Annotated in this window: 19 protein-coding genes; 4 read left to right on the forward strand and 15 right to left on the reverse strand. The window is 69.9% G+C overall.

What is annotated here, in order from left to right; translation table 11 throughout:
* Nucleotides 1-34 precede the first annotated feature (34 nt).
* A complete protein-coding gene (locus tag ACIPQB_RS06870) occupies nt 35-1,531 on the forward strand; it encodes a CoA-acylating methylmalonate-semialdehyde dehydrogenase (RefSeq protein WP_446484468.1) in 1,497 nt (498 codons plus the stop codon).
* Between the two features lie 25 nt (nt 1,532-1,556).
* Nucleotides 1,557-2,555 (forward strand): M15 family metallopeptidase, encoded by a 999-nt coding sequence (locus tag ACIPQB_RS06875; RefSeq protein ID WP_446484469.1) that lies wholly within the window; start codon nt 1,557-1,559, stop codon nt 2,553-2,555.
* Here the strand turns inward: ACIPQB_RS06875 and ACIPQB_RS06880 are convergent.
* From ACIPQB_RS06880 to ACIPQB_RS06890, 3 genes are all read right to left on the reverse strand, one after another.
* A complete protein-coding gene (locus tag ACIPQB_RS06880) occupies nt 2,503-3,240 on the reverse strand; it encodes a DUF72 domain-containing protein (protein WP_446484470.1) in 738 nt (245 codons plus the stop codon). The genes ACIPQB_RS06875 and ACIPQB_RS06880 overlap by 53 nt on opposite strands.
* Nucleotides 3,241-3,288: 48 nt before the next feature.
* Nucleotides 3,289-4,017 carry an endonuclease III domain-containing protein gene (locus tag ACIPQB_RS06885; RefSeq protein ID WP_446484471.1) on the reverse strand — a complete coding sequence of 243 codons (729 nt, stop codon included), beginning with the start codon at nt 4,015-4,017 and terminating at the stop codon, nt 3,289-3,291.
* Nucleotides 4,018-4,102: 85 nt separating this feature from the next.
* Entirely contained in the window at nt 4,103-4,672 is a 570-nt protein-coding gene (locus tag ACIPQB_RS06890; protein ID WP_446484472.1) for an NUDIX hydrolase, read from the reverse strand.
* A gap of 300 nt (nt 4,673-4,972) precedes the next feature.
* Here ACIPQB_RS06890 and ACIPQB_RS06895 point away from each other — a divergent pair, with 300 nt between their 5' ends.
* Together ACIPQB_RS06895 and ACIPQB_RS06900 are read left to right on the forward strand one after the other, a co-directional pair.
* Nucleotides 4,973-6,325, forward strand: a complete 1,353-nt coding sequence (locus tag ACIPQB_RS06895; RefSeq protein WP_446484473.1) for an FAD-dependent oxidoreductase — start codon at nt 4,973-4,975, stop codon at nt 6,323-6,325.
* 367 nt (nt 6,326-6,692) lie between these two features.
* A complete protein-coding gene (locus tag ACIPQB_RS06900) occupies nt 6,693-8,030 on the forward strand; it encodes an MFS transporter (RefSeq protein ID WP_446484474.1) in 1,338 nt (445 codons plus the stop codon).
* Nucleotides 8,031-8,100: 70 nt separating this feature from the next.
* On the opposite strand, the gene ACIPQB_RS06905 is transcribed toward ACIPQB_RS06900, so the two are convergent.
* The 12 genes from ACIPQB_RS06905 to flgA form a co-directional block, all read right to left on the reverse strand.
* Nucleotides 8,101-8,358: a GlsB/YeaQ/YmgE family stress response membrane protein gene (locus ACIPQB_RS06905; RefSeq protein ID WP_446484475.1), complete on the reverse strand. Its 258-nt coding sequence runs from the start codon at nt 8,356-8,358 to the stop codon at nt 8,101-8,103.
* Nucleotides 8,359-8,719: 361 nt separating this feature from the next.
* Nucleotides 8,720-9,388: a class I SAM-dependent methyltransferase gene (locus ACIPQB_RS06910; protein ID WP_446484476.1), complete on the reverse strand. Its 669-nt coding sequence runs from the start codon at nt 9,386-9,388 to the stop codon at nt 8,720-8,722.
* 75 nt (nt 9,389-9,463) lie between these two features.
* Complete coding sequence (gene treF / locus ACIPQB_RS06915; protein WP_446484477.1) at nt 9,464-11,050, reverse strand: alpha,alpha-trehalase TreF; 1,587 nt, start codon at nt 11,048-11,050, stop codon at nt 9,464-9,466.
* A 113-nt stretch (nt 11,051-11,163) separates the two neighbouring features.
* Nucleotides 11,164-13,728, reverse strand: a complete 2,565-nt coding sequence (locus tag ACIPQB_RS06920; protein WP_446484478.1) for a TonB-dependent receptor domain-containing protein — start codon at nt 13,726-13,728, stop codon at nt 11,164-11,166.
* 56 nt (nt 13,729-13,784) lie between these two features.
* Complete coding sequence (locus ACIPQB_RS06925) at nt 13,785-14,864, reverse strand: FecR family protein (RefSeq protein ID WP_446484479.1); 1,080 nt, start codon at nt 14,862-14,864, stop codon at nt 13,785-13,787.
* Nucleotides 14,861-15,382 carry an RNA polymerase sigma factor gene (locus ACIPQB_RS06930; RefSeq protein ID WP_446484480.1) on the reverse strand — a complete coding sequence of 174 codons (522 nt, stop codon included), beginning with the start codon at nt 15,380-15,382 and terminating at the stop codon, nt 14,861-14,863. Before ACIPQB_RS06930 ends, ACIPQB_RS06925 begins: the two co-directional genes overlap by 4 nt.
* An 81-nt stretch (nt 15,383-15,463) precedes the next feature.
* Entirely contained in the window at nt 15,464-16,807 is a 1,344-nt protein-coding gene (locus ACIPQB_RS06935) for a PQQ-dependent sugar dehydrogenase (protein WP_446484481.1), read from the reverse strand.
* A 67-nt stretch (nt 16,808-16,874) separates the two neighbouring features.
* The gene (trxC, locus tag ACIPQB_RS06940) at nt 16,875-17,315 is read right to left on the reverse strand and encodes a thioredoxin TrxC (RefSeq protein WP_446484482.1); all 441 of its coding nucleotides are present in this window, start codon (nt 17,313-17,315) and stop codon (nt 16,875-16,877) included.
* A 75-nt stretch (nt 17,316-17,390) separates the two neighbouring features.
* Nucleotides 17,391-18,152 (reverse strand): FadR/GntR family transcriptional regulator, encoded by a 762-nt coding sequence (locus tag ACIPQB_RS06945; protein WP_446484483.1) that lies wholly within the window; start codon nt 18,150-18,152, stop codon nt 17,391-17,393.
* A gap of 119 nt (nt 18,153-18,271) precedes the next feature.
* Nucleotides 18,272-18,799, reverse strand: a complete 528-nt coding sequence (locus ACIPQB_RS06950) for a hypothetical protein (protein ID WP_446484484.1) — start codon at nt 18,797-18,799, stop codon at nt 18,272-18,274.
* Between the two features lie 117 nt (nt 18,800-18,916).
* A complete protein-coding gene (flgH, locus tag ACIPQB_RS06955) occupies nt 18,917-19,639 on the reverse strand; it encodes a flagellar basal body L-ring protein FlgH (RefSeq protein ID WP_446484485.1) in 723 nt (240 codons plus the stop codon).
* Between the two features lie 14 nt (nt 19,640-19,653).
* Nucleotides 19,654-20,406: a flagellar basal body P-ring formation chaperone FlgA gene (gene flgA / locus ACIPQB_RS06960; RefSeq protein WP_446484486.1), complete on the reverse strand. Its 753-nt coding sequence runs from the start codon at nt 20,404-20,406 to the stop codon at nt 19,654-19,656.
* Nucleotides 20,407-20,410: the final 4 nt, after the last annotated feature.

A 20,410-nucleotide genomic window follows, 5' to 3' on the forward strand; every position in this document is an offset into this window, starting at 1 on the left:
GTCGATGCGCCACACCAGACCTAGGGAGCGCAGCATGCGGACCATCGACCATTTCGTGAGCGGAGAGATCCTGCCCGGCGCCTCCGGCCGCTTCGGCGACGTCTTCAATCCCAACACCGGCCAGGTGCAGGCCCGCGTGCAGCTGGCCACCGAGGCGGAGCTGGATGCGGCGGTGCAGGCGGCGGCCCGGGCCCAGGTCGGGTGGGCGGCGACCAACCCCCAGCGCCGGGCGCGGGTGATGTTCGAGTTCAAGCGGCTGATCGAGCGCGACATGAACGCCCTGGCCGAGGTGCTGTCGTCCGAGCACGGCAAGGTCATCGCCGACAGCAAGGGCGACATCCAGCGCGGCCTGGAGGTCATCGAGTTCGCCTGCGGCATTCCCCATGTGCTGAAGGGCGACTACACCGAGAGCGCCGGCCCGGGCATCGACGTCTATTCGATGCGCCAGCCCCTGGGGGTCTGCGCGGGCATCACCCCGTTCAACTTCCCGGCCATGATCCCGATGTGGATGTTCGGGATTTCGATCGCGGTCGGCAACAGCTTCATCCTCAAGCCGTCGGAGAAGGATCCGACCGTGCCGGTGATGCTGGCCCAGCTGTTCATGGAGGCCGGCGCGCCGGCCGGGGTGCTGAACGTCGTGCATGGCGACAAGGCCTGCGTCGACGCCATCCTGGCCCATCCGCTGATCAGGGCCGTCAGCTTCGTGGGCAGCTCCGACATCGCCCAGTACGTCTATCAAACGGGCACGGCCCACGGCAAACGCGTCCAGGCCATGGGCGGGGCCAAGAACCACGGGATCGTGCTGCCCGACGCGGACCTGGACCAGGTGGTCAAGGACCTGTCGGGGGCGGCCTTCGGCTCGGCCGGCGAGCGCTGCATGGCCTTGCCGGTGGTAGTCCCGGTCGGCAAGAAAACGGCCGATGAGCTGCGCGAGCGGCTGGTGGCCGAGATCGAGACCCTGAAGGTGGGAATCTCCACCGACGCCGCCGCCCATTACGGCCCGGTGGTCAGCGCCGCCCATCGCCGCAAGATCGCCGACTACATCCAGGTCGGAATTGACGAAGGCGCGGAGCTGGTGGTCGACGGCCGCGACTTCGCGCTGCAGGGCTTCGAGCAGGGCTTCTTCATCGGCCCGTCGCTGTTCGACGGCGTCACCAGGACCATGAAGACCTACCAGGAGGAGATCTTCGGCCCGGTGCTGCAGATCGTCCGGGCCGAGAGCTTCGAGGAGGCGCTGGCCCTGCCGTCCGAGCACCCCTACGGCAACGGCGTGGCGATCTTCACCCGCAACGGCCGCGCCGCCCGCGAGTTCGCATCCCGCGTCAATGTCGGCATGGTCGGCATCAATGTGCCCATCCCCGTGCCGGTGGCCTATCACAGCTTCGGCGGCTGGAAGCGCTCGGGCTTTGGCGACACCAACCAGTACGGCACCGAGGGCGTGAAGTTCTACACCAAGCTCAAGACCGTCACCGCCCGCTGGCCCGAAGGCGCCGTCGAGGACAACGCCTTCGTCATCCCGACGATGCAATAGGCGGCCAGGGCGGAGGCGTGCGAAGATGGTCCGATCCTTCAAAGCCGCCGCCGTCCTGATGGGGCTGATCCTGACCGACGCCGCCTTCGCCCAATCCCTCGACCCCGCCGAGATGGCGGCCGTCGGCCAGTACGGCGAGCGCGCCGCGCCGCTGACGGTGTTCGAGCGCGACGGCGGGCTGCGGGTCGACGGCCGCAGCCATGCCGACGCCCGGCTGACGCCGCTGGGCCGCCGCCGCTATCGCATCGAGGACGGCGGCGAGCTGGTGCTGGAGCCCGTGGCCGTGCGCCTGGACGGCACCCGGCTGCCGCGCCACGACTTCGGGGCCGAGGTCGAGGCCGGCATCCGGGCGGCGGTGCGGGCCGATCCGCAGGCCCTGCGGGCCCGGGCCCTGGCCGCCACGCCGCCGGTCGAGACCGCCGACCACTTGCCCGCCGACCTCGTCGACCTGGCGAGCCTCGACGCCCCGATCCGCTTCGACATCCGCTATGCCGGCTCCGACAACTTCATGGGCCTGCCGCTCTACGAACGCCCCGCCGCCTACATGCAGCGTCCGGCCGCCCAGGCCCTGGCCCGGGCCGCCAAGGTGCTGGAGGCCCAGGGCTACGGCCTGCTGGTCCACGACGCCTACCGGCCCTGGTTCGTCACCTGGATGTTCTGGGAGGCCACCCCGCCCGAGGACCACATGTTCGTCGCCGATCCGGCCCAGGGCTCGCGCCACAACCGCGGCTGCGCGGTGGACCTGACGCTCTACGACCTGGAGACCGGCAAGCCGGTGGAGATGCCCAGCCGCTATGACGAGATGTCGGGCCGCTCCTACGCCGACTTCATCGGCGGCACGACCCGGCAGCGGGCGATGCGCGCGACGCTGCGCGAGGCCATGGTCGCCCAGGGCTTCGAGGTCTATCGCGAGGAATGGTGGCACTTCGACTACAAGGACTGGCGCCGCTACGGCATCGGAACCCAGACCTTCAGCGAACTGGCGACGGCGCGACGAGAGCCATCAGCTTCAGGGCGTCGGTAGTCGCCGCGCCGAACCGGGTGTTGTCGAACACGCACCAGCTTTCGATGGCCCCGATCTCGCTGGCGATCTGCTCGGCCAGGGGCTCGAGCCGTCCGTCGTCATATGACGTCGCGTACATGTCGGGCGAGCCGTGCAGGCGGCGATAGGCCAGTTGGCTCCAGCCGCTGGGGCGGGCGGCGGCGGGGACCGCGGCGGGATCGGCGGCGACCTGCGCGACCTCGAAATCCTGCAACAGCGCCTGCGCCGGCGCGTCGAACCAGGTGGCGTGGCGGGGTTCCAGCACCGTCGCGACGCCGGTCGCCTTGCGCCAGGCGGCGAGGAAGCGCTCCACGGCCCCGGCGTCGAACCCCAGGCTGGGCGGCAGCTGGATCAGCAGCGGGCCGAGCTTGTCGCCCAGGCCTGTGCACTCGTCGAGGAACCGGGCCAGCGGCTCGCCGCAGTCGACCAGTCGCCGTTCATGGGTGACCGTCCGGGGGACCTTCACGGCGAACCGGAACCCGGCCGGGGTCGAGGCGGCCCAGCGCTCGTAGGTCTTGCGTCGGTGGGGACGGTAGAACGACGAGTTGATCTCGACGCCGTTGAACACGGCGGCGTAGCGCTCCAGGCCCGAGCCTTCGGCGGGAAAGACCTTGAGCGTTCGGGGAAAGCTCCAGCCAGCCGTGCCGATGCGGATGTCGTGGGCCATGGGGAGGGAGCGTGCGAGGGCGGAAGCGGTTCACCGCTCCCGCCGGCTTCAGGCGCGTGGCCGCCAGGCCAGGATGTCGGCGCTGCGCTCCACGCCGATCCGCGGGCAGGTCGCCTTCAGAGCGCAGGCCCCGCAGCGCGGGGCGTGATGGCCGCACAGCAGCTGGCCCAGGCCCTTCATCAGCCAGTGCAACTCGTAGAGGTCCTCGGCCGTCCAGTGATCGGGGACCAGGTCCATCAGGGCGCGGTAGGCATGGGCGGTGTCGTAGCTGGCCGGGATCAGGGCGAGCCGGGCGGCGACGCGGTGGACATGGGTGTCGACCACCAGGGCCCGCATGTTCAGCGGGCTGAAGTTGAGCACCGAGGCGGCGACCTTGACCCCGACGCCTGGAAGGCCCTGCAGCCACCAGCGGGCGGAGTCGAGCTCCAGCTCGCTCAGGTGGTCGAGGGTCAGTTTCCAGCCGCTGCGCACCTGGATCAGGCGCAAGGCGTGCGGCAGGTGACGGGCCTTGTCGTCGGGGAAGGTGACGTCGTGGATCACCGCCCGCACGGCGGCGTCAGGGGCCTCGGCCAGGGCCTCCCAGGTCTTGAACCGGTCGCGCAGCCGCTCGAAGGCGGCCCAGGACACCGCGTCCTTGGTCCGGCCGCTGATCGCTGACTTGACGAGCTGCGACACCGGGTCGAGCCGCCGGGTCGGCCGCTGCGGCCCGAAGGTCGTCAGCAGGGCGTCGCGCACCGCCTCCAGCGGCGAGGTCGAAAGATCGAGGGAGAGCTGCATGCCGATTCTCGTTCTGGAACAGAATGAGAACATAGGGGCGGTCGCGGCGATTGTCGAGTTATCCCCAGCCTATGGGCAAGCCCGCCTAGCGGGTGCGGCCCCACAGGGCGGTGACCCGGCGGCGCAGGCGCTCGACGGCGACCCGGACCGGGGTCGGGGCCGGGACCGGGGCCGGGCGCTCCTCCTCCGGCAGGGCGACGCCGGCGAAGCGGGCGATCAGGTCGCGCAGCTGCGGCTCCTGCACGGCCAGCGCCGCCTCGACCGGGCTCATCCAGCGCAGGGTGCGCTGCTCCTTCTCGGGCCAGGTGGCGTGCTCGCCGGTGACCTCGAACGGATAGACGTCGACCCACACCAGCCGGGCGGCGCCGCTCTTCAGGCGCTTGAGATATTCGTAGCCGCCGATCGGCGCGGGGACGATGCGGCCGTCGAGACCGGCCTCCTCATAGGCCTCTTGCACCGCGGCCTGGGGGTCGGTCTTGCCCTTCATCGGCCAGCCCTTGGGAATCACCCAGCGGCGGGTCTCGCGCGAGGAGACCAGCAGGATCTCCAGGCCGCCGCCGGCCGGATCCGGGACGCGCCACGGCAGGGCGGCGACCTGATGGCGCCGCGGCCTGGCCTTGTTGGGCCTTTGCTTTCCGTTCGCCTGATCGCTCACTTCATCCAGAACCCGAAAACAGCACGCCGACGGCCCCGTCCGGCGGACGGTCCGAGCCTCGACGCCAAGCGCCGCCGTAGACCATAGCGCCCGTGATCGTGTGAGTCGTCGATACCGTCCGTGGCGAAACCCCGCAGGTGATCCTTATGGCGCATAACGCCCATCGAGGCGAACCGGAGCCGCTTCAATCGCTCATATTCGAGCCGCCGGCGGCCGCGACATAGCGTCCCAAGACCGGCGGCCGGAAGCTAGACCTTAACCCTCTGCGGCGACCCTGTCCCCGAACGGGGATGAGCCGCCATGGGCCAGCACGTCGAAACCTTGGTGATCGGGGCCGGGCCGGCCGGCCTGAGCGCGGCCTATGTGCTGGCCAAGGCGGGCCGCAGCGTCGCCGTGCTGGAGATGGATCCCGACCAGGTCGGCGGCGCCAGCCGCACCATCACCCACGGCGGGTTCCGCATCGACCTCAGCGGCGAGGCCTACGAGTCGGCCTCGCCCCGGGTGCTCGACCTGTGGTCAGAACTGCTGCCCGACGGCTTCGTCGAACATCCGCGGGTGTCGCGGATCTATCACCACGACCGGTTCTACGCCTATCCGCTGAAGCCGCTGGAGACCCTGGCCCATCTGGGCGCCCGCCGCAGCGCCGCCTGCCTGGCCTCGTTCGGCCTGGCCAAGATCCGGCCGATCAAGGCGCCGCGCACCTTCGGCGACGAGGCCCGCAACCGCTTCGGGGCGCGGCTGTCCTCGATCCTGTTCACCCCCTTCGCCGAAAAGGTGTCGGGCCTGGGCTGCGACGACATGCCGGTCGGCTGGGGCGGGACGGCGCGGCCGACCGCCAGCTTCCGCTACCCGCTCGAAGGGGCGGGGGCGGTCTGGGAGGCCTGTGCGGCCCGCATCGTGGCCCTGGGCGGCAAGATCCGGCTGGGACGACGGGTCGAGAGCCTGCGTTTCGACGCGATCGGCCAGCAGTGGACGGTCGGGGTTCGCCGGTCCGACGGCGTCGCCGAGCAGCACACCGCCGAGCATATCGTCTCCACCGCGCCGCTGCGCGACCTGATCGCCGCCCTGAGTCCGGCGCCGGCCAGCCTGATCCACGCAGGCGAGCTGATGTACCGCGACCAGGTGACGGTCGCCCTGGTCGGGCGGACGCGGAAGCTGCTGCGCGAGACGGCGATCGCGGTCCATGACGCCGACCTCAAGGTCGGGCGGGTGCAGAACTTCCGCGCCTGGTCGCCGGGCATGGGACCCGGCGGCGACCTCAGCTGCCTGGGGCTGGAATATTTCTGCTTCGAGGGCGACGGCCTGTGGGCGGCCGGCGACGAGGACCTGATCGCCCTGGCTCGCCGCGAGGCCGCGGCCATGGGGCTGATGGACGATGGCGCGATCCAGGACGCCCGGGTCGTGCGCCAGCGCAAGGTGCTGCCGATCGAGGACGAGGCCTGCGCCGAGCACCTGGCGGTGATCCGGTTGGACCTGAAGGCCCGGTTTCCCACCCTGCACCTGGCCGGCCGCAACGGCCTGCACCGCAATGGCGAGCGCGACCACGCCCCCCTCAGCGGCCTCTTGACCGCCGAGAACATCCTGGCCGGCGACGCCGCCCACGATGTCTGGAGCGCCTCGTCGGTCCCCGAACCCGGGCGCTTCGCCGCCTAGAGCCGGCCGCGCGATGACGGAATCGCCCAGCTTTCCCCAGCTTTTTCTGGGCGGAAGACCGGCGGCTGCTTTTCCCGCGATGCGCTCGGCGGACCCGCGCCGGGCACACAGATCGCAACGATCTCGGCATCGGGGCTTCCCATTTGCGACGATTTGTCGGAGTTTTCGCCCCAGCCGTCGAATCGCGCGACCGGTTCCCTGACGGTTCGGAGAAGGCGACTTTCGTCCTCTGCGCTTGACAACGTTGTCACCGTTGGGGTGGATGTCGCGTCCCGCAACGACGGACAGGGAGTGAGACCAAATGGCAGGTATGGGTGCAGTCGCGCCGACGAACGGCTCGGCCGGCAAGACGTCCGGAGGGCGAGGCGTGATCCTGGCCGTCGTCTACGTCACGGCGCTGTTTTTCATCTGGGCGTTCGTGACCAATCTGATTGACCCGCTCGTCAAGAGCATGAAGGTCATCTACACGCTCACGGACTTCGAGACCCAGCTGAACCAGTTCGCGTTCTTCATCGCCTATGGGGTGATGTCGATCCCGTCCGGGGCCTATCTGGCCAAGAACGGCTACGCCAAGTCAATCATCCTGGGCCTCATCGGCATCGTCGCCGGCTGCCTGATCGCCTGGTCGACGACCTTCTCGCATAACTTCATCACCGTGCTGCTGGGCCTGTTCGTCGCCGCTTCGGGCATCACCCTGCTGCAGGTGGCGGCCAACCCGCTGATCGCCTCGATGGGCGATCCCAAGGAGTCGCACTTCCGCCTCAACCTGTCGCAGGCCTTCAACTCGATGGGCGCCTATGTCGGCGGGATCTTCGGCGCGAAGTTCCTGCTGCAGGGCCCGCTGTTCGAGCAGAACGTGGTCATCACCGACGCCATGAAGGCCGCCGGCCTGGGCTTCGTCACCCACGTCTATCTGATGATCGCCGCGATCCTGGCGGTCTTCACCCTGGCGGTGTTCCTGGTGCGCAACACCATCACCGCCCACGCCCCGGCCATGGCCGCCCACACCGAGTCGCCGTTCAAGGCCCTGCAGTCGAAGTGGGCCAATCTCGGCTCGCTCGGCATCTTCCTCTATGTCGGCGCCGAGGTCTGCGTGATCTCGGGCATGATCTTCTTCCTTGAGCAGAAGCAGATCCTCAACGTGCCGTCGCAGGTGGCGGGCTTCGTCGGACCGATCTTCATGCTGTTCGCCATGTTCGGGCGCTTCGGCGGTTCGATGCTGCTGCGCTATGTCAAGGCCACGACCATGCTGGCCATCGTGGCGGCCTGCGCCGCGGCCCTGTGCGGCATCGTCATCGCCACCTACCAGATGCCGGCCACCCCGCTCGGCGGTTCGGTGACCCTGCCGGGCCAGTTCGTCGCCCCGCTGACCGCCGGCTTTATCCCCGGTATCGCGGCCATCCTGATCGGCCTGTTCAACTCGATCATGTTCCCGACCATCTTCACCCTGACCCTGGAGCGGTCGTCCGCCCCGGCCTCGGCGACCTCGGGCCTGATGTGCATGGCCATCTGCGGCGGCGGGTTCATCTCGATCCTGTACGGCTTCACCGTCGACCAGTTCGTGGCCCACTTCCCGGTCGGGGCCCGCTCGCTGGCCTTCGTCGTGCCGCTGGTCTGCTATCTCTATGTGTTGTGGTTCTCGTTCGCGGCCCGCAGCGCCCCGATCCACGAGATCCAGGAAGACGCGGTCGCCAGCGGCCACTAGCCGCTTTCGACCAACGAAAAGCCCGGGCGCTTCCACGCCCGGGCTTTTTTACGTTCGACCGCCAAGCGCGTTATAGGGCGCGGCGACCACTGAACGCGTGATAGATCGCCAGTACGACCACCGCGCCAACCACGGCAACCAGCAGGCTGTAGAGGTTGAGGCCGGAAACGCCGGCGGCGCCGAACTGGTTGAACAGAAAGCCGCCAACCACGGCGCCGACGATCCCGAGCACCAGGTCCACCACCAGGCTGCCGCCGCTGCGGCTGACCAACTTGCTGGCGATGAACCCGGCCACCAGGCCTAGTACGATCCAGGCAAGAATAGACATATACGCCTCCTTGGCATCGAAAGGCGTGCGAACCGCGCGCCGATGTGGATTCAAGGCTCAAGTCAAGAGTTCGTTCCGACACGCTTGCGTGTTCGGTGGCTCTTTCGGCGCGAAGACTTTCAGCAATCGACGGCGATGCTTCCAGCCAAGGTCAGCGCGGCTTGCCGATTCGGGCCTGGACGGCGGCGACCAGCTTCTGGGCGGGGGCGCGGCCGAGGAGGATGAAGGCGCCCGAACCGATGACGGCGCCGACGAGGAAGGACAGGCTCATGGAATCCCCAGGGACTGGAAAGCTGCGGTAAACGGCCTCTTAGAGCCAGCAGACCATGGCCGCCATGTGACACGCCGACGCCGGCGCCCGTCAGCCGCCTTTGTGTTGCAGCGAGAACACGCCGCTGAGGGCCAGGGCGCCGTCGCGGACCTGGTCGACGTCGGGGACCCGGCGCTCGGCCAGCAGCCGCAGCCGCGGGAGGGGCAGGCAGCTGCGACCCGGATCGCCGATCAGCACCTCCAGGCCCGCCGCCAGGCAGCGGTCGAGGAAGGCGGTGACGCGCAGGGCCAGGTCCGGCGCGTAGAACAGGTCGCCGACCAGGACCAGGTCGACGGGCGGGGGCGGGCCGCCGATGAGGTCCTCGCAGCGGGCGGCCAGCGTCACGCCGTTCAGCGCCGCGTTGAGGTCGAGCGCGGCGATGGCGTAGGGATCGATGTCGGCCGCGACGATCTCGGCCGCTCCGGCCAGGGCCGCGGCGATGCCGACCACCCCCGACCCGGTCCCGAGGTCGAGAACCCGGCGGCCGGCGACGGTTTGCGGATGGTCAAGGACGTAGCGGGCCAGCACCGCGCCTCCGGCCCAATGGTGCGCCCAATAGGGCGGCGGGGCGTCGTCGGCGTCCAGCAGCCGCGACAGGCCGCTGCCCGGATGGGCGGTGTAGAGCCGGATCTCTGGCAGGGACGGGACCGGGGCGATGCGCAGGTTCGCCTGGATGAAGTCGCGCGGATCGGCCGGACGGGCGAAACGCTTCTTGACCAACAGGCGACCCTCGAACGGCTATTCTCGAACCCGGCCGGATATGGCGCCAAAGTTCGTGGAAAGCCAGCCGAGCTTCTACTGCGCCGCCTGCGGATAGAGATCCAGCAGCACCCGGGTCACGCCGTTGGTCCAGCCGAAGCCGTCCTGCAGCGGATATTCGCCGCCGCCGCCGGCCTTGGCCTCCTCGACGTCGTACTTCTCCAGCATCTTGCCGCTGGCCTGGTATTCGCGGGCCACGGTCTTGAGCCAGCGTTCGCCGATGTCCCTGGCCAGGGCGTCCTCGCCATAGCGGCGCAGGCCGGAGATCGCCACCCATTGCAGCGGGGCCCAGCCGTTGGGGTCGTCCCATTGCTGGCCGGTGGAGACGGTGGTGGTGCGCAGGCCGCCGGGGGCCAGCAGCAGGGCCCGGGCGCCCGCCGCCACGGCCTTGGCCTGGTTCGGGCTCGCCGCCCCGGCGAACAGTGGATAGAGCATCGCGGCGCTGGGATGGTCCAGTCGCGTCCGGTCGCGCCACTGGTAGTCGAGATAGAGGCCGCGCGGGGCGTCCCACAGATAGGCGTCGATCGCCGCCCGCCGCGCCTTGGCCCGGCCGGTGAAATCGTCGACGCAGGGCTGGTCGGCCAGGTCGGCGCAGCCGGCGGCGATCGCCGTCTCCAGGCCGTAGAGCAGGCTGTTGAGGTCGACCGGGACGATCGCCGTGACCTGGACGGTCTTCAAGGTCTTGCCGTCGGCCAGCCAGCGCGAGCTGTAGTCCCAGCCGCTCTCGGCCCCCGAGCGCAGATCGCGGAAGACGTCGCCGGCCGGGCGATTGGCGACCTCGCGGGCGGTCAGCACGTCTTCGCGATAGGACTCGTCGCGCGGCGTGGAGCGGTCGTCGGCGTAGCGGTTGAGAATTGCGCCGTCCGGCAGGGCGACGACCCGACGCCAGGCCTGGCCCGGCTTGACGGTCTTTTCGCCGTCCATCCAGAAGGCGTGCTCGCGGCGCATCAGGTCGACCCGGGCCTTGAACCGGGCCTTGTCGGTCTTGTCCGCCAAGCCGACCATGGCGAAATAGAACGGCGGCTGCGAGCGGCTGAGATAGTAGCTGCGCGTGCCGTTGGGGATGTGGCCGTAGCGGTCGATCAACCCGCCGAAGTCGTCGACCATGTTCTCGACGGCGTCCTGGCGGCCGTCAGCGGCCAGGCCCAGCATCGTGAAATAGCTGTCCCAGTAGTACATCTCGCGGAAACGCCCGCCGGGCACGACGAACGGCTTGTCCAGCGGCAGGGCCGAGCCGCCGTCGACGGCCTTGACGGGCGGCCGCGTCAGCACCGGCCACAGGGCGGCGATGTGGGCCTTCAGCGTCGTGCGGTTCTTGGTCGGCGGCGGCGGCGGAGCGCTTTCGGGCACCGCGAAATTGGCCCGCACGAAGCGCTTCAGCTCGGCGTCGGTGAAGGTCGCATGGGCCCGGTAGGCGGCCAGGATCTGGGCCGGCGGGCGCCTGGGCGTCGCGTCGACGAAGGTCTTGCCGTCCGGGAACAGCTTGCGCATCTGCACCTGGTGGAACAGCTCGCCATAGGTGTCGGCGGGGGAGGGGACTTGGGCGGCGGTCTGGACCTGGGCGAAGGTCGGCGAGGCGAGAGCGAGCCAGGCGATGGAGGCGAGGAGGGTGCGGTGCTTCACGAAAGAGCCTCCAATTTTCCGCTCATCCCGGCGGTTGAAAAACGTTCCAGGTTCAAACGGCAAAAAGGACGGATCGGGTCCGCGAGAACCCGATCCGTTGGGGAGGGAACCGGTCAGAAGTTGTAGCCGACGCTGAGCTTGAACGAGCGGCCGAAGATCGGCCGGGCGTTGGCGCCGCTGGTCGAGCGCGGGTCGCCCTCGGTCAGGCCGTGGCTGTCGGTGAGGTTGTCGGCCGAGACCTGGACCGTGAAGTCGGAGACGTCGAAGATCGCCCCCAGGTCGACCTTGGTGTAGCCCTTCAGCACCTGGGTGTTGGCGTTGTCGGCATAGCGGTCGTCGACCGCGCTGACCGTGCCGTAGAAGGTCGACTTCACCGAACCCAGGGTCACGTCGTAGCTGGGGGTGAAGCGGATCATCCAGTCGGGCTGGCGCTGGGCGCTGTTGCCCTTGTTGCCGGGGATGCTGGACTTGGTGATCTCGGTCTTCTGGAAGGTGCCGTTCAGGGCCAGGGACAGGCCGAAGTCCGAGCGCCAGCGGCCGTCCAGCTCCAGGCCGTGGGCCTTGTTGCTGTTGCTCTCCTGGACGCCGCCGACGTCGGCGAACTTGGCGCCCTTGAACTCGTTGGCGAAGCCGGTGGCGTAGAGCTCGAACGGCCCGCTGCGCAGCTTGTAGCCCAGTTCGTACTGGTCGACGCTGAGGGTGTCGGTCAGGCCTTCGCGGAAGTTGTCGAAACTGGGGAACTTGTAGCCGCGCGAATAGCGGCCGAACACGCCCGAGCTGGCGTTGATGTCGTAGTTCACCCCGACCGTGTAGCTGGTTTTGCTGTTGCTGTAGTCGGTGGTGCGCGGGGCCAGGCCGTCGGGGAAGCCGGGGCCGTCGTCGACCACATAGTCGGTCTTGAAGCGCTCGCGGCGCACGCCCAGGTCGATGCGCAGCGGCTCGAAGACCTGCCAGGAATCGGCCAGGTAGAGGGCGTCGACCCGCCCGTCGCCGGCCGAGGTCAGGCCGAACTTGAAGCAGCTGCCGCCGCTGCCGGCCGCCTGGATCTGGGCGCAGGTGACGCCGTTCAGGTAGTCGCCATTGGCCTTGACCTGCATGGCCTCGAAATTGCCGATCGTCCAGAAGTCGTCCGACGAGAAGCTGGAGGCGTAGTAGCCGGCCGAAAGGGCGTGGGCGCCGAGGGTCTTGGAGACGCTGAAGTCGTTGGTGATCGCCTTGATCTGCTTCTCGACGATCCAGGCGCCCCAGCTCTGCACATAGTCGTTGGCGCCCAGGGTCGCGCCGCCGCGGGTGGTGATCGCGCCGGGAACCACGGCGTTGAGGGCCGAGACTGTCACCGCCCCGCCGTCCGGCACCAGGCCGTAGGTGTCGGCGTCGCCCTTGGTGACGCTGAAGCGGTCGCGCAGGGTCCAGCCCTCGCCGAACTCATGCTCGAAGCTGCCGCCGACCACATAGCCTTTCCATCCGCGGCCGTCGGCCAGGTCGAAGCTGCGGGTGGCGCCGTTGGCGTGGACCTGCAGGGTCTGGAAGCGGCTGGCCTCGCCCAGCTGGGTGTATTCGCCCTTGTCGATGCCGGGCACATTGACCGCGAACGGCAGGTACCAGGCCCCGTGGTCGTCGGTGAAGCGGCCATAGAGGTTGAACTTGCCGTGCTCCATCCGCTTGGTGATGTTGACGGTGAACTGCTGGCCGTCCTCGTTGTCGAACTGGGTGTCGCGCACCCCGTGCGAACGGGCCGCATAACCGCCGACCATGTAGTAGAGGTCTTCCGACAGCTTGCCGCTCAGCACCCCGTCGATGCGGCGCAGGCCGTAGTCCGAGGTCGAGGCCTTGACCAGGCCGTGGGTCTCCTCGCCGCCGTCCTTGAGCTGGAAGTTGGTGGTCAGGCCCGGCTGGCCGTTGGAGAAGATCGGGTTGGGGCCGCCGCGCAGGGCCTCCATCCGCGAGATGGTCTCGTCGACCCGGAAGATCGAGCTGTTCTCCAGGAACGACAGGGTCGAGGGCGGATAGATCGGCGCGCCCTGCAACTGGATGGTCAGGAACTCGGCGTCGCCCGTGGCGGGGAAGCCGCGCACGAAGACATTGGCCCCGGCCACGCCGCCCGAGGTCTCGACCCAGACGCCGGGCACCAGGGTCAGCAGCTCGGCGGTGCTCTTGGGCGAGGCCTTGGTGATGTCGTCGGCGTTGACGGTGGTGACCGCGAAGCTGGCGCTCAGCTTGTCGATGCCCTTGCCGCCGGGGGTGCCGACCACGATCACCTCCTCGACCTCGGAGGGCGTCTCGGGCTGCGGCTCGACGGCGGCGGCCGGGGCGGCCTCGACCTGGGCGCTGGTGGCGACCAGCAGGGTCTTGGCGCGGATGGCGTAGACGCCGCTGGCGGTGGACTGGGCCGTCAGGCCCGTGCCGTTCAGCAGGCGCTTGAGGCCGGCGTCGGCGGTGTAGGCGCCGGTCAGGGCCGGGGCGCGCTTGCCGCGCACCGTGGCCTCGTCGAAGGCCAGCTGCTGGCCCGAGGCCTGGCCGAAGGCGCGCAGGGCGCTGCTCAGGTCCTGGGCCGGAATGTCGAAGCTGTAGGTCGCCCGCTGCTGCTGGGCGTGGACGGCCGCGGGGGCGGCCAGGAGCATCAGCGCCGCGGCGGCGGTGGAGCCCCAGGCGAGGCGGCGGTCGAAGGATCTGCGCATGGTCTTCCCTCCCTTACGCGCCGACGTGCATTGCGGCGCTTTGGAGGTGAGACGCCTCAGCTCGTCGAAGACACACCGGCCGGCGCCGAATTTTTTTGTCCGCGATCGATTTTGAGCACGGTGACGCCGCCCGTCGCAACCGCGTGGATGGGCAGGACGGCCGTGACGCCGTCGACGAAGGCGTTGGTGTCGCCCGAGGTGAACACCCCGCTGATCCGCAGCCGGCCGACGCCGGGATCGCCGATCCGCAGCTTGTCGCGGGCGTAGCGGTTCACCCGCTCGACGGCCAGGTCCATCGGCTCGTCCTGGAACACCAGCTGGCCGTTCTCCCACGACCTGGCGCGGGCCGGGTCGGTGGGGCTGACCACCGTGGCGTCGGACGAGGCCGAGGTGACCAGCTCGTGATCGGGGGTCAGCAGCTTCTCGGCCGGCACGGCGCCGATCCGGACCGGGCGGGGCGCGTCGTCGCGGCCGGTCTTGTCGTCCAGCACCGCCACGTGGCCTTCGTACAGCACCACGCGCATCTGGCCGGTCAGGCGCTCGACGCTGAACACCGTGCCGGTGGCGACCACCAGCTTGCCGCCAGCCGCCACCGAGAACGGACGCAGCGGATCCTTGGCGACCGAGAACTTGGCCCGGCCGCGGTCGAGCCACAGGCGGCGGCGACCGCTCTCGTACTTCACCTTCAGCACCGTGGCGCTGTCGAGCGAGGCGCGTGAGCCGTCGGCCAGCTCGACGATGCGTCGTTCGCCCTCGGTGGTGCGATAGACGTCCGGCTGGGCGGCGCGCCAGGCGAGGCCGCCGGCGACCGCCGCCACCAGGCAGGCGGCCAGGGCGGCCCAGACGGCCGGCCGGCGACCCGGTCGCCGCCACCTTTGGCGTTGGGCGCGGCGCAGGTCCTCCAGCGCCTCGCCGCGCAGGGCGATCATGCCGGGATGGGCGGCCTGCTCCTCGACCGCGCGCCAGGCCTCGACCGCCAGGTCCAGCAGGCCGCGATGGGCCTCGTCGGCCTCGAACCAGGCCTGCAGCGCCGCCTGCTCGGCCGCGGTCAGGTCGCCGTCGGCCAGCCGCACGCACCACAGCGCCGCCTGTTCGCGGGCGGCGTCCAGATGGGCCTGGGATGACGAGGCGGTCATTCGCCGGCCCTCAAGCGTCGGGTCAGGTGGGTCATGGCCTTGAGAATGTGCTTCTGCACCGCGCTGATGGAGACGCCGTAGAGGGCGGCCAGCTCAGCTTGCTTCATGCCCTCCAGGCGGAACAGGAGAAAGATCGCCCGCGTGCGCTCGGGCAGTTCGCGCAGGGCGTCGGCCGCCTCGCCCAGGCTCTCGCGGCCCAGCAGCACCCGGGCCGGATCGAGGGGCTCGAGGTCGACCGAGCCGGTGTCGAGGCTGGCGCGGTAATTGGCCCGCACCTTTTCGCGCCGGCCGCGGTCGCGCAGCAGGTTGGCTGCCATCTGGAAGATGTAGGCGTCGGGATTGTCCATCGGACTGGCCCCCGCTGGACCAGATTGGGCTGTGGCCAGCTTGGCGAACAGCTCCTGGGTCATGTCCTCGGCGTCGCTGTGGCTGGCGGCGCGACGCATGAAGAACGCCATCAGCGCCGGCCGATAGCGCCGGTTCAGCCCGTTCAGATCTGGCTCGATGGCTGGCCGCACGGGTTCCGCCCAAGGGGTTTCGAAGCTTGTCTCACGGTGCATGACGCGCACCGTCGCCCAACCCACAGCGAAGGCGGAAAATTATTTCGCCCCGGCCGCCGGCGGCGCGCGGTTGGCCGTCACCCGCCAGACCACGTTGCCGACATCGTCGGCGACCAGCAAGGCCCCGGCCTTGTCGACGGTCACGCCCACCGGCCGGCCCAGGGCCTCGCCCTTGGCGTTGACGAAGCCGGTCAGGAAGTCTTCGGCCGGACCGGCGGGGCGGCCGCCGGCGAAGGGCACGAAGGCCACCCTGTAGCCGTTAAGCGGCTTGCGGTTCCACGAGCCGTGCTGGCCGATGAAGGCCCCGCCGCGATAGCGGGCCGGAAAGGCGTCGGCGTCGTAGAAGGTCAGGCCCAGCGAGGCGGTGTGGGCCCCCAGGGCGTAGTCGGGCTTGATGGCCCGCGCCACCAGGTCCGGCCGCTGCGGCTTGACCCGGGTGTCGACGATCTGGCCGTAATAGCTGTAGGGCCAGCCATAGAAGCCGCCGTCCTTGACCGCGGTCATGTAGTCGGGGACCAGGTCGTTGCCGATCTCGTCGCGCTCGTTGACTGCCGCCCACAGGGCGCCGCTCTGCGGCTGCCAGCCCATGCCGTTGGGGTTGCGCAGGCCCGAGGCGAAGACGCGGCTGGCCCCGGTGGCGGGATTGACCTCCAGGATGGCGGCCCGGCGTTCCTCGGCCGCCACGCCGTTCTCGCCGACATTGCTGTTGGAGCCGACGGTGACATAGAGCCTGGACCCGTCCGGACTGGCGATGACGTTCTTGGTCCAATGGTGGTTGATCGGCCCCGCCGGCAGGTCGGCGACCTTGCGCGGCGGGGCGGTGATCCGGGTCTGGCCGGCCTGGTAGGGAAAGGCCAGCAGGGCGTCGCTGTCGGCGACATAGAAGGTGTCGCCGACCAGGGCCATGCCGAACGGCGAGTTCAGGCCCGACAGGAAGGTGGTGCGGACCTCGGGCGTGCCGTCGTGGTCGGCGTCGCGCACCAGGGTGATGCGGTTGGCCGAGGGCGGCGTCGCCCCGGCCCGCTTCATCAGCATCTTCTGGAAGAAGCCGCGGATGCCCTTGCCGTCCTCCGGCTTGGGCGGGGCGTTGGTCTCGGCGACCAGCAGGTCGCCGTTGGGCAGCACATAGAGCCAGCGCGGATGCTCCAGGTCGCGGACCAGGGCGGTGGCGACGAAGCCGGGCGCGGCTTCGGGCGTCTGCCCCTCGGCCCAGCCGACGGCGGGGGCGATCTTCATCACCGGCAGCAGCTGTTTCTGGGCGGCGGGGAGCGTGGGGTTTGGACCATAGCCCTGCTCGGGCGGCAAGGCCGGGCCGCCGCCGCAGGCCGACAGCGCCAGGGCCGCGGGGGCCAGGATCAGCAGGACACGGCTCAATCTGGACATCGCGATCTTCCGTCACGCCGTTGCGTCCGAAGTAAAACGCGGCACGGCCTGCCGGGGTCCGGGACAGCTAGGCCGGCGCGTGTTCGTCCAGCCAGCGGCGGAAGAACCCCGGGTCGGGCAGGCCGGCCTGGTTGGCGGCGACCTTGCCGTCCTTGAACAGGAACAGGGCCGGGATGCCCCGCACGCCATAGGCCTGGGCGAGAGCCGGTTCGGCGTCGACATCGATCTTCACGAACCGGGCGCGCGGCTCCAGCTCGGCGGCGGCCTTGGCGAACACCGGGGCGACGGCGCGGCAGGGGCCGCACCAGGCGGCCCAGAAGTCGGCGACGATCGGCACCTGGCTGGCGGCCAGGTGCTTGCGGAAGCGGGCGGTGGTCAGGTCGACCGGCTGGCCCTCGAACAGCGGCCTGGCGCAGCGGCCGCACTTGGCCGCCCGCGCATCGCGCGCCGCCGGCAGGCGATTGGTGGCGTCGCAGTGCGGGCAGACGATGTTGACGGTTTGCGCCATGACCTTCCTTCACGCCCTTCAACGAACAGGCGCGGGCCTGGGATGCGTCGGGCCGCCCGCCGCGGCCAGAAATGCTCAGATCTGCGAGCGTCGTGCCAGTTCGCTGCGGCGGGCCGCCACCTCGCTGCGCGCCTGCTGCATGGCGTCGATCTCGGTGGCGGTCAGCAGGTTGTCGATCACCCGGCCCAGGTGCTCGCGCATGGCGTTGCGGGCCGCCTTGGGGTCGCGGGCCTGCAGGGCGGTCAGGATTTCCTGGTGGTCGTGGATCAGCGGCCGCACGCCGACCTGCCGGGCCCGCTCCAGCATCGCCCGGCACAGGGGCGACTTGTAGCGCAGGTCCCAGAGATTCTCGATGACGGTGACCAGGGCGCTGTTGCGGGTGGCGCGGGCGATGGTGACATGGAACCGGCGGTCGGCCAGGTCGCCGCGCACGTCGTTCTCGTTCTCCTCGACCATGTCGTCGAGGATCTTTTCCAGGTCGATCAGTTCCTGGTCGGTGATGGTGGTGGCGGCCAGGGCGCAGGACTCGCCCTCGATCAGGCGGCGGGCCTCGGTCAGCTCGAAGGCGCCGATGTCGAGCTCGGGGGCGGGAACCTCGGCCGGCGCGGCCTCGGTGACATAGACGCCCGAGCCGTGGCGGGCCTCGACCAGGCCGCGGATCTCCAGGGCGATCATCGCCTCGCGCACGGTGGGCCGGCTGACCTTGTAATCCTCGGCCAGGTCGCGCTCGGAGGGCAGGCGATGGCCGGGCTGGTAGGCGCCCTCGCGGATCGATTCGGCGATCGCGCTGGCGACCTGCTGGTAGAGCTTACGGGTTTCGGCGGTCGAAGTGGTCATGGAACTTTCCCGCTCGGCGCACATCGCCGAATAACGCTAGGGTAGAGCAAGCCTGGTCAGGACGCTACGGCCACGCACCTGACAATTGGCCTGACAAATCGCCTGCGAGCAAGGCGCAGCTAGCGTCCCTTCACGCGTGTCAGGATCAGCGTCTGGTCCGGCGGACCGGGACGGCCGTCGATGTCCTGCTCGACCAGCAGGGTGTCGGGGTCGGTGCGGGTCACCTTCATCGACTGATGGCGCGAGCCGGCCTCGCCGTGGGTGGTCACGGTCACCATGCTGGGGCCGACGCGTTCGACGCTGATGGTCACCCGGTTGAGATTGACCACCGCCTTGGTCGGGGCACCGTCGAGGGTGGCGTGGGCGAACTGCAGGGCGGCGACGCCGGACTCGTCCTCCTCGACCAGGGTCCAGGCCAGGGCCTTGCCGTCATCGATGGTGACGTCGAGTTCGCCGCTCAGCGGCGGCGGGCCGGTCAGGGCGGTATTGAACTTCGAGCGCGGCAGGTCGATGGCCCAGCGCCCGGCCACGCCCATTGGACCGCTGAAGGCCTGGGCGCCCGCCGCCTGCGCCTGGGCGGCATGGGGCAGGGCGGCCGCCAGCAGGACGGCGCCGGACAGGCCGGCGAAGACGCGCGCGGTGCTCATGGGGACAGCTCCGATCGACAGCCCGGCTCGGTCCGGGCGAACGCTGTGACGCAGGGTAACTTGGCCCCGCGCGTTCGCCCGTTCAAGCCGTCTGGCAGGCGGTCCGTGTCCTGGCGGTCAGAACGGCGAGAACTTCTCGACCAGCGACTGGCCGGCCGGGGTCTTCTGGACGCGGCTGAGGTCGCCGCGGCCGCCGTAGCTGATGCGCGCCTCGGCGATCTGGGTGTGCTTGATGGTGTTGGCCGAGGAGATGTCCTCGGGCCGCACGATGCCGGCCACCGTCAGCTGCCGCAGTTCGCTGTTGGTGCGCACCTCCTGGGTGCCTTGAATCACTAGGTTGCCGTTGGGCAGCACGCCCGACACCACCGCGGCGATGGTCAGGCTGATCTTTTCCGAGCGGGTGATCGCGCCGGCCCCGGCGTTGGAGAAGCCCGACTTGGTGCTGACCATGTTGGCCGGATCGAAGCCGCCGGGCAGGACCTTGCCCAGGCTGGATTCCAGGCCCAGGAAGTTGGGCACGCCCAGCGAGCCGTTGGAGGCGCGCGACGAATTGGTCTGGTTCTTGGTCGTGGCGCTGTCGTCGATGTCGATATTGACGGTCAGGATGTCGCCGACCTTGCTGGCCCGCTGGTCGTTGAAGAAGGCCCGCGCCCCCACCCGCCACAGCGAGTTGGACGAGGCGGCCGGGGTTTCGCGCGGAGCGATGATCTGCTGGGTCATCGGCGCCAACTGGGCCGGATAGCCGACGGGGGCCAGTTCCGGACCCTTGACGGCCTCGGCGACGGTCGAGCAGGCGGCGAGCGGAGCGAGCAGCAGGAGGGCGGCGAGGGCGGGGCGCATCGGATGGAACCTTGTCAGCGCGCGGCGTAGCGCAGGGTGTTGCGGGAGGCCTTCAGGCGCATCGCCTGCGGGCCGACGGCGGTCGAGCCGGGCCCGGTGACCACGGTCTCGATGATCTTCTTGCTGGCGGTGTTCTGGACCATCAGGCTTTCGCCGACCGCCCCCGCCGCCATGGCTTTCCCTTGCAAAGTGAGCGCCACGCCGGCGTCCTCGTAGGTGACTGCGACAATATCGCCCGCCTTGATCACCTGCGGGGTGGAGACGTCGCGCAGGCTGGCGGCCGAACCCTGGCGCAGCGGGCGCTTGGCGCTCATGCCGATCAGGGCGTCGGCGTCGTTGGGGGCGTCGGCGGGGCCGGCGGCGGCCTTGATCCACACCAGGTCCTCGGGCTGGACGATCTCGCCGGCCGCCAGGCTGCGGGCGTAGGCAAGAACTTCCACATTGCCGCGGAGGGCGCCGGGCTGGGCGCCCGCCAGGGCGCTGTCCGAACCGCCGCGGACGATGATCCGGCGCACGCCGTTGGGGTTGGACCAGTCCAGGCCGGCGCGGCGGGCGGCGACCTGCACCTGGGCGGCGTCGAGTACCGCGCTGGGACCGACCCGCAGGCCGATGACCACGTCCGAGGCCGCGCCGGCGCCGTCGAACAGCTCGCCCAGGGTGATGCGGCCGTCGCCGTCGGTGGTGTCCGACCGCAGGGACACGGCCTGGCCGGCCAGGGCGGGCGTGGCGACCAGCAGGGCGGCGAGGGAAAGAGCCAGGGCTTTCATCCGC

Source organism: Caulobacter sp. LARHSG274, from assembly GCF_052871235.1.